Annotated in this window: 9 protein-coding genes; 7 read left to right on the top strand and 2 right to left on the bottom strand. The window is 33.9% G+C overall.

Annotation, left to right across the window (positions count from 1 at the left end; genetic code table 11):
* Positions 1–45 precede the first annotated feature (45 nt).
* From OLM52_RS10420 to OLM52_RS10405, 4 genes are all read left to right on the top strand, one after another.
* Complete coding sequence (locus tag OLM52_RS10420) at positions 46–3,219, top strand: UvrD-helicase domain-containing protein (RefSeq protein WP_264548447.1); 3,174 nt, start codon at positions 46–48, stop codon at positions 3,217–3,219.
* Between the two features lie 31 nt (positions 3,220–3,250).
* The gene (gene kbl, locus OLM52_RS10415; RefSeq protein ID WP_264548446.1) at positions 3,251–4,447 is read left to right on the top strand and encodes a glycine C-acetyltransferase; all 1,197 of its coding nucleotides are present in this window, start codon (positions 3,251–3,253) and stop codon (positions 4,445–4,447) included.
* Positions 4,448–4,548: 101 nt separating this feature from the next.
* Complete coding sequence (locus tag OLM52_RS10410) at positions 4,549–5,952, top strand: OmpA family protein (protein ID WP_264548445.1); 1,404 nt, start codon at positions 4,549–4,551, stop codon at positions 5,950–5,952.
* Positions 5,953–6,015: 63 nt separating this feature from the next.
* Positions 6,016–8,793, top strand: a complete 2,778-nt coding sequence (locus OLM52_RS10405) for a PD-(D/E)XK nuclease family protein (protein ID WP_264548444.1) — start codon at positions 6,016–6,018, stop codon at positions 8,791–8,793.
* A gap of 116 nt (positions 8,794–8,909) precedes the next feature.
* Here OLM52_RS10405 and OLM52_RS10400 read toward each other — a convergent pair whose 3' ends face one another.
* The gene (locus tag OLM52_RS10400; protein WP_264548443.1) at positions 8,910–9,692 is read right to left on the bottom strand and encodes an alpha/beta fold hydrolase; all 783 of its coding nucleotides are present in this window, start codon (positions 9,690–9,692) and stop codon (positions 8,910–8,912) included.
* A 141-nt stretch (positions 9,693–9,833) separates the two neighbouring features.
* Here OLM52_RS10400 and OLM52_RS10395 point away from each other — a divergent pair, with 141 nt between their 5' ends.
* Positions 9,834–10,226, top strand: coding sequence for a DUF1398 domain-containing protein (locus OLM52_RS10395; protein ID WP_264548442.1), 393 nt, complete (start codon positions 9,834–9,836; stop codon positions 10,224–10,226).
* A 413-nt stretch (positions 10,227–10,639) separates the two neighbouring features.
* On the opposite strand, the gene OLM52_RS10390 is transcribed toward OLM52_RS10395, so the two are convergent.
* A complete protein-coding gene (locus OLM52_RS10390) occupies positions 10,640–11,932 on the bottom strand; it encodes an aminopeptidase P family protein (protein ID WP_264548441.1) in 1,293 nt (430 codons plus the stop codon).
* 114 nt (positions 11,933–12,046) lie between these two features.
* On the opposite strand from OLM52_RS10390, the gene OLM52_RS10385 reads away from it, so the two are divergent.
* Together OLM52_RS10385 and OLM52_RS10380 are read left to right on the top strand one after the other, a co-directional pair.
* A complete protein-coding gene (locus tag OLM52_RS10385; protein WP_264548440.1) occupies positions 12,047–14,824 on the top strand; it encodes a VPS10 domain-containing protein in 2,778 nt (925 codons plus the stop codon).
* A 3-nt stretch (positions 14,825–14,827) separates the two neighbouring features.
* Positions 14,828–15,679 carry a ChaN family lipoprotein gene (locus OLM52_RS10380; protein ID WP_264548439.1) on the top strand — a complete coding sequence of 284 codons (852 nt, stop codon included), beginning with the start codon at positions 14,828–14,830 and terminating at the stop codon, positions 15,677–15,679.
* The last annotated feature ends 34 nt before the right edge of the window (positions 15,680–15,713 follow it).

Below are 15,713 nucleotides of genomic sequence, written 5' to 3'. Positions count from 1 at the left end.
AAATAGATAGTTTCTATAGCACTATTATTAAGATAAATATAACATTTGAACACAACTGCTTTTACCATATACGACGCTTCGGCTGGCTCCGGAAAAACCTACACGCTAACAAAAGAATATCTAAAAATTCTTTTCTTGGCTACGAATGATGATGCGTATCGAAAAATTCTTGCCATTACGTTTACCAATAAAGCGGTTGAAGAAATGAAAAGCAGAATTGTATCGAGTTTGTACGAGTTTTCCATTGATTCTACTTCTGATAAAGCGATGGAATTGCTAAAAGATGTTGCCTCGGAAACCCAATTAAGTCTTGCTACTTTAAAAGATAAATCAAAAGCAATTATTAAGAATATCATTCACAATTATGCGGCATTTGATATTTCTACGATTGATAAATTCACGCACAAAGTTATCAGAACGTTTGCACAAGATTTGAATTTACCACCCAATTTTGAAGTTTCATTAGAAACGGATTCACTTTTACAAGAAGCCATCGATTTGGTGATTTCTAAAGCGGGTGATGATGTAAATCTAACCAAATTATTAATCGAATTTTCAAAAGAAAAAACTGACGACGATAAAAATTGGGATATTTCGGCCGAATTATTAAAGGTTGCCCAATTGATTACCAACGAAAACAATTCGGAAGAAATCAAAGAAATGTCCGATAAAAGTTTGGATGATTTTGGCGTAATCAAAAAGAAATTGCAAGAAGAAATTAAGCAATTAAAAGTCGAAACTAGCGAAGATGGAAAAAAAATCAAGCATTTTATTGAATCAAATGGCGCGAGTTTAAGTTCTTTTCCAAAGTATTTCAATGATCATTTGAATAACATTGAGTCTAATCAGTTGAAAGACTCACAAAAAAAATATTTTTCTTCTGATGATATTAAGGTTTTAAAATCGGCTAAAGATGTTGCTATTATTGAGTCGATTATTGATGAAATTGTATCGCAATTAAAATCAATTTATGATAAGCTAGGAAAAATTTCAATGTACGAAGCTTTTCTGCAAAACTTAAATCCGCTTTCGTTACTAAATACCATTTATCAGGAGTTCAAACAAATTCAGGAAGAACAAAATTTAGTTTCGATTTCCGATTTCAATAAAATTATTCACAACGAAATTCAAAACCAGCCAGCGCCTTTTATTTACGAGCGTTTGGGTGAAAAATACCGTCATTATTTTATCGATGAATTTCAGGATACTTCGGTGATGCAATGGCAAAATTTAATTCCGTTAATTGATAACGCTTTATCAGGTCAAGACGATTTTGGTCAACAAGGGACGTTGATGTTGGTAGGTGATCCAAAACAAGCCATTTACCGTTGGCGTGGTGGAAAAGCGGAACAATTTATCGATTTAGCAAAAGAAGACAAAAAGTATAATCCGTTTTCTAATAAAGACAAAGAAACGCTTCGTTTGGGAACAAATTACCGCAGTTATAGCGAAGTAATTGAGTTTAACAATGGGTTTTTCAAGCAATTAGCTACTAAATTTCTGAATGAAGATTATAAAAATCTGTATGAGAATCTTTCGCATCAAGAATTCAATTCTAAAAAAGGTGGTTATGTGAACTTGTCGTTTATCGAAGTGCCAGAAGATGAAACCGAAGTTGAAGGTTTTGATTCGGATAATGATTCGATTACAATAAAAGATAAATTTTATTTGAATCAAACCTTAAGAACGATTGAAAAATGTATCTCAAACGGATTTGAATATAAAGATATCGTGTTGCTTACGCGAACAAAAGCACCTGGAATTAAGTTAGCGAATTTCTTAACCGAAAACAGTGTTCCGATTTTATCTTCGGAAACGTTATTGATTCAAAATGCGACCGAAGTGAAGTTGTTGATTGCGTTGCTTCGTTATTTAAAAAATCCAAAAGACGACGAATCAAAAGTCTATTTCTTGTATTTTATTGCGAAATATTTGCAATCGGAAATAGCAATTCATGATTTTATTGTAGCTGCAAAAGATAAAAACGCAGAAGAATTAGAATCCTTTTTGAAAAACATCGGAATTGAAATTTCGTTCAAAAATTGCAAGAAAAAATCCTTGTATGAAGCTGTCGAAATTTTAATAGCGACGTTTTTAAATGATAAAGTGAATACTTCGTATTTGCAATATTTCTTGGATTTGGTATTAGAAAAAGATGTAAAAGTGCAATCGAGTATTGCTGATTTCTTGGAGTATTGGGACAAAATTGGCTACCAAAAAAGCATTCCATCTCCAGAAGGAACAAATGCAGTTCGTATCATGACGATTCATAAATCAAAAGGATTGGAATTTCCTGTGGTCATTTTTCCGTTTGCCGAAGAAGATTTTTCGAGAAAAATTAAAGACAAATTATGGATTCCGCTTGAAGATTCGAACATTGATTTACCAAAAGCGTTAATCAATAACAAAAAAGAAGTTGAAAGTTACGGAAACGAAGCCAAAACCATTTTTCAAACCAAAAATCAAGAAGAAGTTTTAGATACCATAAACGTTTTGTACGTAGCATTAACTAGAGCTGAAGAACAATTGTATGTAATTTCAAATAAATTATTGACCAAAAAAGGCGATTTGGTTACTAATAATTTATCGTACTATTTTATTGAATTTTTGCAGAATTCAGGCAAATATGAAGATACAAAATTGGAATACGAATTCGGAAATCCATCCCGAATTTCAACCAACAAAGCGCACGAAGGTAAAAACAATCAAATTGGTATTGTAAAGCATAAATTAAATCCAAAAAACATCAAAATTGCACAACGCGAAGCTTTAATGTGGGGAACTGTGCAACAAGATGCGATTAATTTTGGAAATATTTTGCATGAAATAATGGCGTTTATTCATACGATAGGAGATGTGGATTTATCCATTCAAAAAGCAACCGAATTGGGATTGATTACGTTTTCTCAATATCAAATTTTTAAGGAAACGATAACGAAAATTGTGCTTCATGAAGAATTGATTCCGTTTTTTGATGCGGATGCCAAAGTATTCAATGAGCAAAATATCATTAAAAAAGCATTTAAAAACATAAAACCAGATAGAGTTGTAATTAAAGATAATATGGCGTATTTGTTAGATTATAAAACAGGAGAAAAACACAATAAACACAAAGCGCAATTAGAAGAATATGAATTGGCTTTGCAAGAAATGAAGTACACGGTTGCAAAAAAAGTATTAATATACATAGGTGAAAGTATAGAAATAGTAACTTTGTAACCATAAACTAATAACAACAAACAACAATAATATGTACGGAAAAATCCAACAACACCTACAAAACGAATTAAATACGATTCAAGAAAACGGATTATTTAAAAAAGAACGCATTATTACTTCACCTCAAGGAGCAGAAATTACGATTTCGACTGGTGAAACAGTTTTAAACTTTTGTGCCAATAATTATTTAGGACTTTCCTCACATCCAGAAGTGGTTCAAGCAGCGAAAGATGCTTTGGATTCTCATGGTTTCGGAATGTCATCAGTACGTTTTATTTGTGGGACACAAGATATTCACAAAGAATTAGAACAAAAAATCGCAAATTTCTACGGAACAGAAGACACCATTTTATACGCAGCCGCTTTTGATGCCAATGGTGGCGTTTTCGAACCTTTATTAGGAGAAGAAGACTGCATTATTTCTGATAGTTTAAATCATGCTTCCATTATCGACGGGGTTCGTTTGTGTAAAGCAGCACGTTATCGTTATGAAAATAACAATATGGAAGATTTAGAAAATCAATTAAAGAAAGCTACCGAAGCGGGTCATCGTTTCAAACTTATAGTAACTGACGGCGTTTTTTCAATGGACGGATTAGTGGCTCCATTAGACAAAATTTGTGATTTGGCCGATAAATACGATGCTTTAGTGATGGTTGATGAATGTCATGCTGCCGGTTTTATTGGAGCAACAGGAAAAGGGACATTAGAAGCAAAAGGGGTTATGGGCCGTGTAGATATTATAACAGGAACTTTAGGAAAAGCACTTGGTGGAGCAATGGGCGGTTATACAACAGCTAAAAAAGAAGTAATTGAAATTTTGCGTCAACGTTCGCGTCCATATTTGTTTTCTAACTCGTTAGCCCCTTCAATTGTAGGAGCTTCATTAAAAGTTTTTGAATTATTAGAAAAAGACACTACTCTAAGAGATAAACTAGAATGGAATACAAATTATTTTAAAGCTGGGATACGAAAAGCAGGACTTGATTTTATTGATGGAGATTCGGCTATTGTTCCAGTAATGTTGTATGACGCTAAGTTATCGCAAGTAATGGCAGAAAAACTTTTAGCAAAAGGGATTTATGTAATAGGATTTTTCTTTCCAGTTGTTCCTAAAGATAAAGCTCGAATTCGTGTGCAATTATCAGCGGCACATACACAAGAACATCTAGATAAAGCAATCGCAGCATTTGCCGAAGTAGGACAAGAATTAGGCATAGTCAAGTAAAATCCGACAAAAAAACGTTTTTTTTTAACAAAACTTTTTGTAGTTAAAAAAAAATAGTACTTTTGTTCCAATTATAACGCATTGTAATTAAATAAATAAGTATGAAACATTTAAACAAATTATTTGCTGTTGCTTTATTGTTTGCTGGATTAACATCGCAAGCACAAGATAACAACAACCCATGGGCAGTGTCTTTTGGGGTAAACGGAGTTGACACTAAAGTTAGTGCTGCAGGGAACGATAGTCCAAAGTGGATTCAATTAGCAAATGCTAAAGAAAATTGGAATATTTTGCCTTCAGTATCTTATTTAAGCGTATCTAAGTACGTTGGAGATGGTTTTTCTTTTGGATTAACAGGATCTGTAAACAAAATTGATAGATGGGTTTCTAGAGTTCCGGGAACACAATCTACTGACATGGTATCTAATCCAGGTGATTTATCTTACTACGGAGTTGATGCTACAGTTAAGTATAGCTTCATGGAATTATTAAAATCTAAGTGGTTAGAGCCATCTGCTCACGTTGGTGGAGGTTATACTTTCTTTGGTGATGCTTCTGCTGGTACAGTTAATGGAGGTTTAGGTTTAACTTTCTGGTTAACAGAAGGTGTTGGATTACAATTCCAATCTACTTACAAACATTCATTTGATGATACTAGAGTAGCTGATTTTGATGTTCCATCTCACATTCAACATTTTGCTGGGTTAACTTTCAAATTTGGAGGTAAAGACACAGATAATGATGGAATTTATGACAAAGATGACGCTTGTCCTGAAGTTGCTGGTTTACCAGAATTCAAAGGATGTCCTGATACTGATAAAGACGGAATCCAAGATTCAGCAGATTCTTGTCAAGATGTTGCTGGTTTAGCTGAATTCAATGGTTGTCCTGATACTGACGGAGACGGAATCATCGATTCAGAAGATGAGTGTTTTGATGTTAAAGGAACTAAAATCATGAAAGGTTGTCCAGATGCAGACGGAGACGGTGTAGCTGATAAAGATGACAATTGTCCATCTGTTAAAGGAGCTAAAGAAAACGCTGGTTGTCCTTGGCCTGATACAGACGGAGACGGTGTAGCTGATAAAGATGACAAATGTCCAACTGTAGCTGGAACTGTAGCTAATAATGGTTGTCCAGAAGTTTCTGACGAAGCAATCAAAAAATTAAACGATTACGCTAAAACAATTTTGTTTAATTCTGGAAAATCAACTTTCCAAAAACAAACTTACCCAGTTTTACAAGCTATTACTGCTATCTTAAAAGAGTATCCATCTGCTAAGTTCTCTATTGAAGGACATACTGATAGTGATGGTTCTGAAGAAATGAACCAAAAATTATCTGCTTCAAGAGCTGATGCTGTTAAAGCATACTTAATTGAAAATGGTATTTCTGCTGATAGATTATCTGCAACAGGTTTTGGAGAAAAATATCCAATTGACTCTAATAAAACTTCAAAAGGTAAAGCAAACAACAGAAGAGTTGAAGTGAAATTAGTAAAATAATTTCTTTCAAAAATATATTAGGAAACGCCTCGATTTATCGGGGCGTTTTTTTATTTTTATAAAATGAATTCAACTACTTTTTTAGAAAAATTAAGCCAAAACATTTTATCACAATCCGATATTCAATTGTCGAATTGTTTGATTATTTTACCCAATAAAAGAGCTAAAGTGTTTCTTTTAGAAAGCTTGAAAAATCAATTAGAAACCACTTCTTTTGCGCCTAATATAATTAGTATTGAAGATTTTATTCAGGAAATTTCAGGTTTGCGCACGATTGATCCTATTGAATTGTTATTTGAATTCTACGAAGTCTATCTTTTAATTACAGAAAAAGCCAAACAACAAACGTTTGAAGAATTTGCCACTTGGGCAAAAACAGCTATTCAAGATTTTAATGAGATCGATAGGTATTTATTATCACCTAATCATGTGTTTTCGTATCTAAAAGATATTGAAGCTTTAAAACGATGGAATTTAGAACCGTCAAATACTACCAAATTAATCGACACACATTTAGAGTTTTGGGCTAAATTACCTTTATATTACGAATCTTTTTATAATCATTTATTACAAAAAGGAATCGGTTACCAAGGGTTGTTATATAGAGAAGCAGTTAAAAATTTAGGTTCGTTTACCGCAACAATTACCAATCAAATCTATTTTGCAGGGTTTAACGCCTTAAATCAAGCGGAAGAAAAAATATTTAAACATTTAGCAAACGAGAATAAAGCTAAAATTTATTGGGATATAGATGAAGTTTTTCTAAATGATTCCTATCATGATGCGGGCTTGTTCATTAGAAAGTTTAAAAAAGAATGGAAACCATTTGTTAATCAAGATTTTGAATGGGTTGTAAATCATTTCAGCGAAGCTAAAAACATTGAAATTATTGGGACGCCTAAAAGCATTGGTCAAGCCAAAATTGTGGGAACCATTATTGAAAAAATTCAATCTGAAAACCCAAATTTAGAGAAAACAGCAGTTGTTCTAGGCGATGAAAACCTGTTGCTACCTGTTTTATATGGTTTGCCAGAATCGGTGGATGCGTTGAATATTACGATGGGGTATCCAAGTAAAAATAATCCTGCGCAATTGTTGATTAGCAAGTTGTTCAAGTTGCATACTAATGCCAAACAACGTAATGAAAAAAGCTACACATTTTACTACAAAGAAGTTTTAGATGTTTTAAATCATCCTTTGGTAGAACCCTATTGCAAAGTAGAAGAAGTGGTAAAAGTGATTAACAATAACAATTTTACATTCTTTTCCAACCAAAAATTGTTTAGTTTATACGAAGAAAAATATCCAAATTCAGAAAACAAATTCTTCCAATTGTTGTTCACTCGTTGGGAGGATTCGATTTCCGATATTTTAGCAAATTTACAAGCGATATTACTCACCATAAAATCCTATTTAAGCAATGACGATGCCGAAGAAAAAGTGACGAAAGCTTTTGTGTATTCGGTTTTTAAAACCATTAATAAATTAACCAATTATCATGAAACCTATAATCAAATCGAAAGTCTGCAATCACTTCAGGCAATTTACAAGCAAATCATCGATTTAGCGGAAGTTTCTTTCGAAGGCGAACCTTTGAGTGGTCTTCAGGTGATGGGGGTTTTAGAAAGCCGCGTATTGGATTTTGAAAATGTGATTATCACATCGGTAAATGAAGGTAAGTTTCCAGCTGGAAAATCGCAGAATTCATTCATTCCTTATGATGTAAAGAAAGAATTAGGCTTACCTACGTACAAAGAAAAAGATGCGATTTATTGCTATCACTTTTATCATCTGTTGTTACGCGCGAAAAACGTTTGGTTGCTTTATAACACCGACAACGAAGGAATCGATGCCGGTGAAAAAAGTCGTTTTATTACCCAATTAGAAATCGAGAAACAACCAAAGCATAGTATTTCAAGCACGATTTATAACGCTGTTTTACCCGAAAAGGCATATGAACCCGTAACTATTCCAAAAACGGATAAAATTCTAACGCGTTTGCACGAAATCGCAACCGATAAAGGATTTTCGCCATCGTCTTTAACGAATTATATTCGTAATCCGTTACAGTTTTATATGCAACGCATTTTACGTATTAATGAAGCCGATGAAGTGGAAGAAAACATTGCGGTAAATACATTGGGAACTATCATTCACAATGCGTTGGAAGAATTGTATACGCCCTATTTGAATCAGTTTTTGGCTTTGCATCATATTGAAGCGATGGAAACAAAAATTGACGAGGTCATTCTAAAACATTTCAAAGAAATTTACAAAGAAGGCGAGATTACCAAAGGGAAAAACTTGTTAGCTTTTGAAGTAGCGAAACGAAATGTTTACAATTTTCTTCAATTGGAAAAGAAAGACATCGAAGAAGGTCAAGCCATAAAAGTAGTATTGTTAGAAGCGAGTTTATTTTGTGAAATTGAACTAAAATCGTTGCCTTTTCCAATAAAAATTGCAGGTAAAGTTGACCGAATCGAAGAACGAAACGGTGCCATCCGAATCATCGATTATAAAACGGGAAAAGTACTCGGCAATAGTTTAAAAATTAACGATTTCACCGATTTGACTTCCGATATTAAAAACGAAAAAATTATTCAGTTGTTGTGTTACGCGTTGATGTTTGAAAATCATGAATTGAAACAAAACCGAGAAGTTTCAGCCGGAATTATTTCGTTTAAAAATATGAAAAGTGGTTTTTTGCCATTCGGATTAGGAAAAGGAAAAGACACCGAATTAGCGATTTCAACCGAAATTTTAGAAGATTTTAAAGCAGAATTAGAAACGTTGATTGTAGAAATTTTTAATGCTGAAATTCCGTTTAAGGAAAAGGTATAGTTTGCCACGGATTAAAGGATTTCAACAGATTTAAAATCCTGCGAACCTCTGAAATTTATGGCTTTGATTATTTGCGAACTTTGCGAAAAAACTTTGCGTGCTTTGCGGTTAAATAACTAAACCTTTTTCAAAAATCCATTCAAAACCGCCAATAATTCCGCTTGATTTTCAAAATGACTCATGTGACCGTCTTCAAAAGTAGTGAGTTGTACTTGCGTGCCTTCAATTTGTTCTATATTTTCATTGTAATTTAAAACGGGATCTTTTTTGCCTAAAATGATTTGAATTGGATAAGGCGCAAAATGCAAAATGACTTCACGGTCTTTTCTAATTTTCATGCCTTCTAATGACGCAACAATACCTTGAAGTGGCGTTTTTAAAGCTTCTAATTTCACTTCTTCGATAATATCCGCTAAACGTTCACGATTGTCTTCACTAAATAAATTGGCAATACTCATGCGAATAAAAGCCGAATAGTTTTGCTTCACCGCCACAATAGCACGGTCACGATTTGCTTTTCGTTCGTCGCTATCAGCTCTTGAAGTAGAGTTTTGCAACACAATTCCCTTGACGTTATCAGGATACAATTCGGCGAAAGCCAACGCTACATAACCACCCATCGAATGTCCAATCAAAACCGCTTTCCTGATTTTTAATTCGTGCAACACATGATGCACCATATCGGCTTGGTCTTCCATCGTGTGGACATAACCTAGACATTCTGTTTCGCCATGACCTAATAAATCGATAGTGATGATACGGTGTTTTTTAACCAATTCAGGAACAAACGCCTTCCACATCGATTGATTTTCCAAAAAACCATGCAATAAAACCACAGCCGTTCCTTTTCCTTGTTCGGTGTAACTGATTTTAGTGTTTTTGAAGTTCGTGGTTTTCATATAGGCAAAGGTAGAGTTTAAACGCAAATTTCGAAACTTCGGAACCAAAGTTTTTTCGTTTTGTTTGTCATGCTGAAATCGGCTCTTTGTAATGCAAGTTTGTTAAAAAAACGTATTTTAGCACTATAAAATTATTCTCTCATGTTCACCATCCAACAAATCCATGAAGCGCACGCCAAAGTAAAAAGCGGTGCCGATTTTCCAAAATACATGCAAGACATTATTGCGCTTGGTGTTACTTCTTTCGAAACGTTTGTATTTGACAATCATACCCATTATTATGGTGCCAATGATTTTCAAATTGCTTCAGAGGGCTTTTCAGAAACCTTAACTATTGCTGATGAAAGTAACGTTGAGCAATTCAAATCCGACTTAAAATCGCACCAACAAGGCAACACCGATTACATGACGTTTTTAAACGATTGCGCCAAATCGGGTGTTGAAAAATGGATTGTAGTGATGGATAAAATGACTTGCAGTTATTATGACAAAGCCGGGAATGAAATGGTTGTGGAAGTGATTCCGTTGGTTTAATATTTTAGGAACACAGATTTAAGAAATTATATAAATTTTAAAAATTTCTTAAATCTGTGTTCCTAAAAAAAACGGCTCACATTTCTGCAAGCCAAAGTTTTAAGGTATATTTTTTATCTTTAAAATAATTAATTGTAAAAAACCTATTATCCAATATGTCGGAAATCTTAGGTATGTATATATGACTTCGAATCCATCCATCCAACCACCATTTAATTTTACTCTTTGTAATTCTATAATAATAGAAATTATTGGCAAAATAAATCCAAATAGCCCAATTGAAATCAAACAACCTTCTTTAAAATTAAAATTCTTCTCCCAGAATTTAATATTCAGAAAGATTAGAATGCCAATAATTAAATAGTCAAAATAACCGATTAACATTTTAAAGTTTTTAATAGTATTTAAATTAATTAAGCATTCATTATCGCTTCAATTTCCTCAATTTCAATCGGAATATTGCGCATTAAGTTGAATGCTGCGCCATTTTCTTGAATCACCATATCGTCTTCTAAACGAATACCAAAACCTTCTTTCGGAATGTAAATTCCTGGCTCAACTGTGAATACCATGTTGGCTTGCATTGGTTCGTGTAATAATCCGTAATCGTGAGTATCTAATCCCATGTGGTGTGAAGTACCGTGCATGAAATATTTTTTATACGCTGGCCAATCTGGATTTTCGTTTTGCACATCGGCTTTATCGATTAATCCTAAACCAAGCAATTCAGAAGTCATGATTTTGCCCACTTCTACATGATATAGTTTCCATAATGTGCCTGGAACCAACATTTTTGTAGCTTCGTTTTTCACATTTAATACCGCTTGATAAACCGCTTTTTGTCTATCCGTAAAACGACCCGAAACCGGAACCATACGTGTCATATCACTTGAATAATTAGCATATTCTGCACCAACGTCTAATAAAATCAAATCGCCAGCTTTACATTGTTGGTTGTTTTCGATATAGTGCAATACATTCGCGTTATTACCTGAAGCAATGATTGGCGTGTAAGCAAAACCTTTCGAACGATTTCTTAAGAATTCATGCGCAAATTCAGCTTCAATTTCATATTCCATAACGTTTGGTTTTACGAATTGCAACACTCTTCTAAAACCTTTTTCGGTAATATCACATGCTTTTTGGATTAAATCCAATTCTTCGCTTTCTTTTACCGAACGCAATCTTTGTAAAATAGGATTTGATTTTTCTACTTTGTGTGCTGGATAATTTTCTTTCCACCATTTGATAAAACGCGCTTCACGAGTTTCTGTTTCAATAACAGCTCTGTAATGTTCGTTGGTGTTGATGTAGATTGTTTCAGCATACGCCATAACTTCTTTCAACGTTTTGTGGAAATCTTGCAACCAAATCACCGATTTAATTCCAGAAACTTCAAACGCTCGTTCTTTGGTAAGTTTTTCACCTTCCCAAATCGCAATATGTTCGTTGGTTTCTTTTAAAAATAAAATTTCTTTCAAATGTTCGTAAGGCGCATCTGGAAAAAGCAATAAAATACTTTCTTCTTGATCCACACCCGATAAATAGAAAATATCTCTGTGTTGTGCAAAGGGTAAAGTACTATCAGCACTCACCGGATAAATATCGTTTGAATTAAAAACCGCAACACTATTAGGTTTCATTTGAGCCGTGAATTTTGCTCTGTTCTTAATGTACAAATCGCGGTCTATTTGATGGTATTTCATAATGTAATATTTTGTTCTTCAAAATTAATAAGATAAAAATGAAAAGTTGTTAAATACTTTAGAAATTTTGTAGAAGCGTAATATTTTGGCTAATTTTCAGCAAAATTTTTCAAGATGAAGCAAATTACGCTACTGTTTTTATTGATTATACAATCAACAATTGCTCAAAACACTTTGTTTAATCAAGTGGAAGCTAAGAATATCGGACCAACTATTATGAGTGGTCGTGTGGTAGATTTGGCAGTAAATCCGAAAAATCCAACCGAATTTTATGTCGCTTATGCTACAGGCGGACTTTGGTATACCAACAACAATGGAACTTCTTTTTCACCAGTTATGGATGCATCCGAAACCGTAAATTGTGGTTCGGTTACGGTGGATTGGAATTCTGGAACTATTTGGGTTGGAACAGGTGAGGTAAATGCTTCGCGCTCTTCGTATGCTGGAGTTGGGGTTTTAAAATCTTCGGATAAAGGCAAAACTTGGGAAAATTTAGGATTGAACGATTCACATCATATTAGTCGAATTTGGGTGAACCCAAGTAACTTGAATGAAATTGTAGTTGCGACTGTTGGACATTTGTATACAACGAATAAAGAACGCGGTATTTACAAATCAACTGATGGCGGAAAATCGTGGAAACAAACTTTGTTCGTTGCGGAAGATACTGGAATTATTGATTTAGCGGTTTCGAAAAATAATCCAAAAATCATGTTTGCGGCTTCTTGGCAAAAAGATAGAAAAGCGTGGCATTTTGATGGTGATGGCGAAAAATCGGGTATTTATAAAAGTGAAGATGGCGGAACTTCTTGGGAATTAGTCACTACAAAAGAAAGTGGATTTCCAGCGAATGAAGGTGTGGGAAGAATTGGTTTGGCACTATTCAATGATAACGTAATTTATGCTGTTGTTGATAATCAGAACAAACGACCAAAAACAGCTTCAAAAAATAAATTGACCACAATGTTATCAACTCCAGGAGCTGATTTCATGGAAATTTCAAATAAAGAGCTGAATATTGCTTTGAAAGAAAGCGGTTTTAGAGATAAATATCGAGCCGAAAATATTAAAAACTGGGTTGCCAATAATAACATGGAACCAAAAGAAGTTTTAGCAATCCTTTCTGATGCGAATAAAGCGTTATTTGAAACAGAAGTAATTGGTTGCGAAGTTTACCAATCGGAAGATGGCGGAAAATCATGGAAAAAAACGAATCAGAATTACATTGACGATATGTTTTATACCTACGGCTATTACTTTGCGAACATTTCGGTTGATGAGAAAAACCAAAATCGTGTTTATATTGGTGGCGTTCCGTTATTATTTTCGGAAGATGGTGGAAAGACATTTACTGCTATTTCAAAAGAAAACGTTCATGCCGATCATCATGTAACTTGGGTAAATCCCGAAAATCCAAATCATATTATCAATGGTAATGATGGTGGTGTGAATATTTCGTATGACAATGGAGCACATTGGATTAAATGCAATAACGAAGCTGTGAGTCAGTTTTATGCGGTAAATGTCGATTATCAAGAAAATTATAATGTCTATGGCGGGATGCAAGATAACGGCGTTTGGTTTGGACCAAATAATTACTCACACAATGTAGCTTGGCATCAAGAAGGAAAATATCCGTATCAAGAATTGATTGGTGGTGATGGTATGCAAATTCAGATTGATAGTCGCAATACAGATGTAGTTTTTACAGGTTATCAATTTGGGAATTACTACAAAATCAATCAAAAAGAAGGTAAGTTTGATTACATCACGCCAAAAGCACCAAAAGGTGAAAAACCCTATCGTTTCAATTGGCAAACCCCTATCTTATTGTCTTCGCACAACCAAGATATTTTGTACATGGGTTCGGAATTTTTACACCGTTCTATGAATCAAGGGGAAACTTGGGAAAAGATTTCAGAAGATTTGACCAATGGAGCAAAAGAAGGAAATGTAGCTTTTGGAACGTTAACTACCATTTCAGAAAGTAAATTCCAATTTGGATTACTTTATGCAGGTTCTGATGATGGAAAAATACATGTTTCGAAAGATGGCGGTGTTTCATGGCAATTGATTTCGGGTAATTTGCCTCAAAATTTATGGGTTTCGAGAGTTCTTGCATCAACTCACAAAAAGGAAAGAGTTTACGCGACTTTAAATGGTTATAGAAATGATGTTTTTGAAAGTTATGCGTTTGTTTCCGAAGATTTTGGAGCAACTTGGATATCGATTTCAAATGGATTAACAAATGCGGTAAACGTAATTGTAGAAGATTCGTCAAACGAGAATATTTTATATGTTGGAACCGATAATGGTTTATTTATTTCGTTAGATAAAGGGGCAACTTGGCAAGATTTTTCAAATGGAATGCCAAAAGTTGCGGTTCATGATTTGGTAATTCAAACCAAAGCGAAAGAATTAATTGTTGGAACCCATGGTCGTTCTATTTACAAGATTGACATTTCAAAAGTGCAAGAACTGACGAACGAGGTTTTAGCTAAAAGCATTCATTTGTTCAAAGTGAATGATCGAATCAAATCAGACCGATGGGGAAGTCAAAATTATGCTTGGGGAAAACCGAGTGAGCCATCTCAAGAAATTTGGTTCTATTCAAATGCCGATGGAGTTGTGAATTTTACCATTGCAAATGAAATAGGAATGGTCGTTCATACTCAAAAAATAGCCGCAAAAAAAGGATTAAATTCGTTTACGTATGATTATTTGCTGGCAAAAGAAGATGCTGAAAAGTGGAATAAAAAAGACAAAAAAATCAAAATCATAGCGTCGGAAAACAAGAAATTTTATGTGCCAATTGGAAAATATAAAGGAGTTCTTTCAAAAGATAAAGCAACAGAAAATAGTTCGTTTGAAATTAGTGCGCCAAAAAAATAAATTATGAAAAAAATAATAACAAGTATCCTTTTATTTGCTACGATTATAAGTGCTGCACAAGACAAAAAGGCCTATCAAATTTTTGATAAGAACGGCAAAAAAACTTCGTATGAAAAACTGTTAAAAGCAGGAGAAAAAGCTGAAGTTGTATTGTTTGGAGAATATCATGACAATTCTGTAGTGCATTGGTTGCAACTGGAATTTACTAAAGATTTAGCAGAAAAAAAACCGTTAGTTTTAGGCGCAGAAATGCTCGAAGCAGATAATCAAATGCAACTTGACTTCTATTTAAAAGGTGAAATCAATCAAAAACAATTGGATTCATCAGCGCGACTTTGGAAAAATTACAAAACCGATTACAAACCTTTGGTCGATTTTGCAAAAGAAAAGAAATTCAGTTTTATCGCAACAAATGTACCTCGAAGATATGCTTCTCTGGTATTTAAGAAAGATTTGGAGGCTTTGGATTCGCTTTCTGCTCAAGAAAAGTCTTGGATAGCGCCGTTGCCAATTGAATTTGACATTAATTTACCAGGTTATAAAAGCATGATGGGAATGCAAGGCGGGCATGCAGGGGATAAAATGCCAAAAGCACAAGCCATAAAAGACGCAACAATGGCTTATTTTATTCATAAAAACAGAAAAGAAAACAGCACTTTTGTGCATTACAATGGAACCTATCATTCGGATAATTATGAAGGAATCAATTGGTATTTGAAAAAATTAGATGCTGAAATAAAAATTATTACCATTGCCACTGTAGAACAAAAAGATATTACAAAATTAGAAGCCGAACACTACAATAAAGCCGACTTTATTCTCGTTATAGATGAAGATGTAACAAAAACCTATTAAAATCGTCTTATTTTGAAACCAAGCGATATGGTTT

Origin of the sequence: Flavobacterium sp. N2820 (assembly GCF_025947285.1) — a bacterium.
In the GTDB taxonomy this organism is placed as follows: domain Bacteria; phylum Bacteroidota; class Bacteroidia; order Flavobacteriales; family Flavobacteriaceae; genus Flavobacterium.
The sequence above is the reverse complement of the archived record's forward strand: the minus strand, read 5'-3'. Positions and strand labels throughout refer to the sequence as shown.

Coding starts and splice junctions, on each gene's coding strand:
- kbl (WP_264548446.1), top strand. CDS start 3,251: ATGTACGGAAAAATCCAACAACACCTACAAAACGAATTAAATACGATT.
- OLM52_RS10410 (WP_264548445.1), top strand. CDS start 4,549: ATGAAACATTTAAACAAATTATTTGCTGTTGCTTTATTGTTTGCTGGA.
- OLM52_RS10405 (WP_264548444.1), top strand. CDS start 6,016: ATGAATTCAACTACTTTTTTAGAAAAATTAAGCCAAAACATTTTATCA.
- OLM52_RS10400 (WP_264548443.1), bottom strand. CDS start 9,692: ATGAAAACCACGAACTTCAAAAACACTAAAATCAGTTACACCGAACAA.
- OLM52_RS10395 (WP_264548442.1), top strand. CDS start 9,834: ATGTTCACCATCCAACAAATCCATGAAGCGCACGCCAAAGTAAAAAGC.
- OLM52_RS10390 (WP_264548441.1), bottom strand. CDS start 11,932: ATGAAATACCATCAAATAGACCGCGATTTGTACATTAAGAACAGAGCA.
- OLM52_RS10385 (WP_264548440.1), top strand. CDS start 12,047: ATGAAGCAAATTACGCTACTGTTTTTATTGATTATACAATCAACAATT.
- OLM52_RS10380 (WP_264548439.1), top strand. CDS start 14,828: ATGAAAAAAATAATAACAAGTATCCTTTTATTTGCTACGATTATAAGT.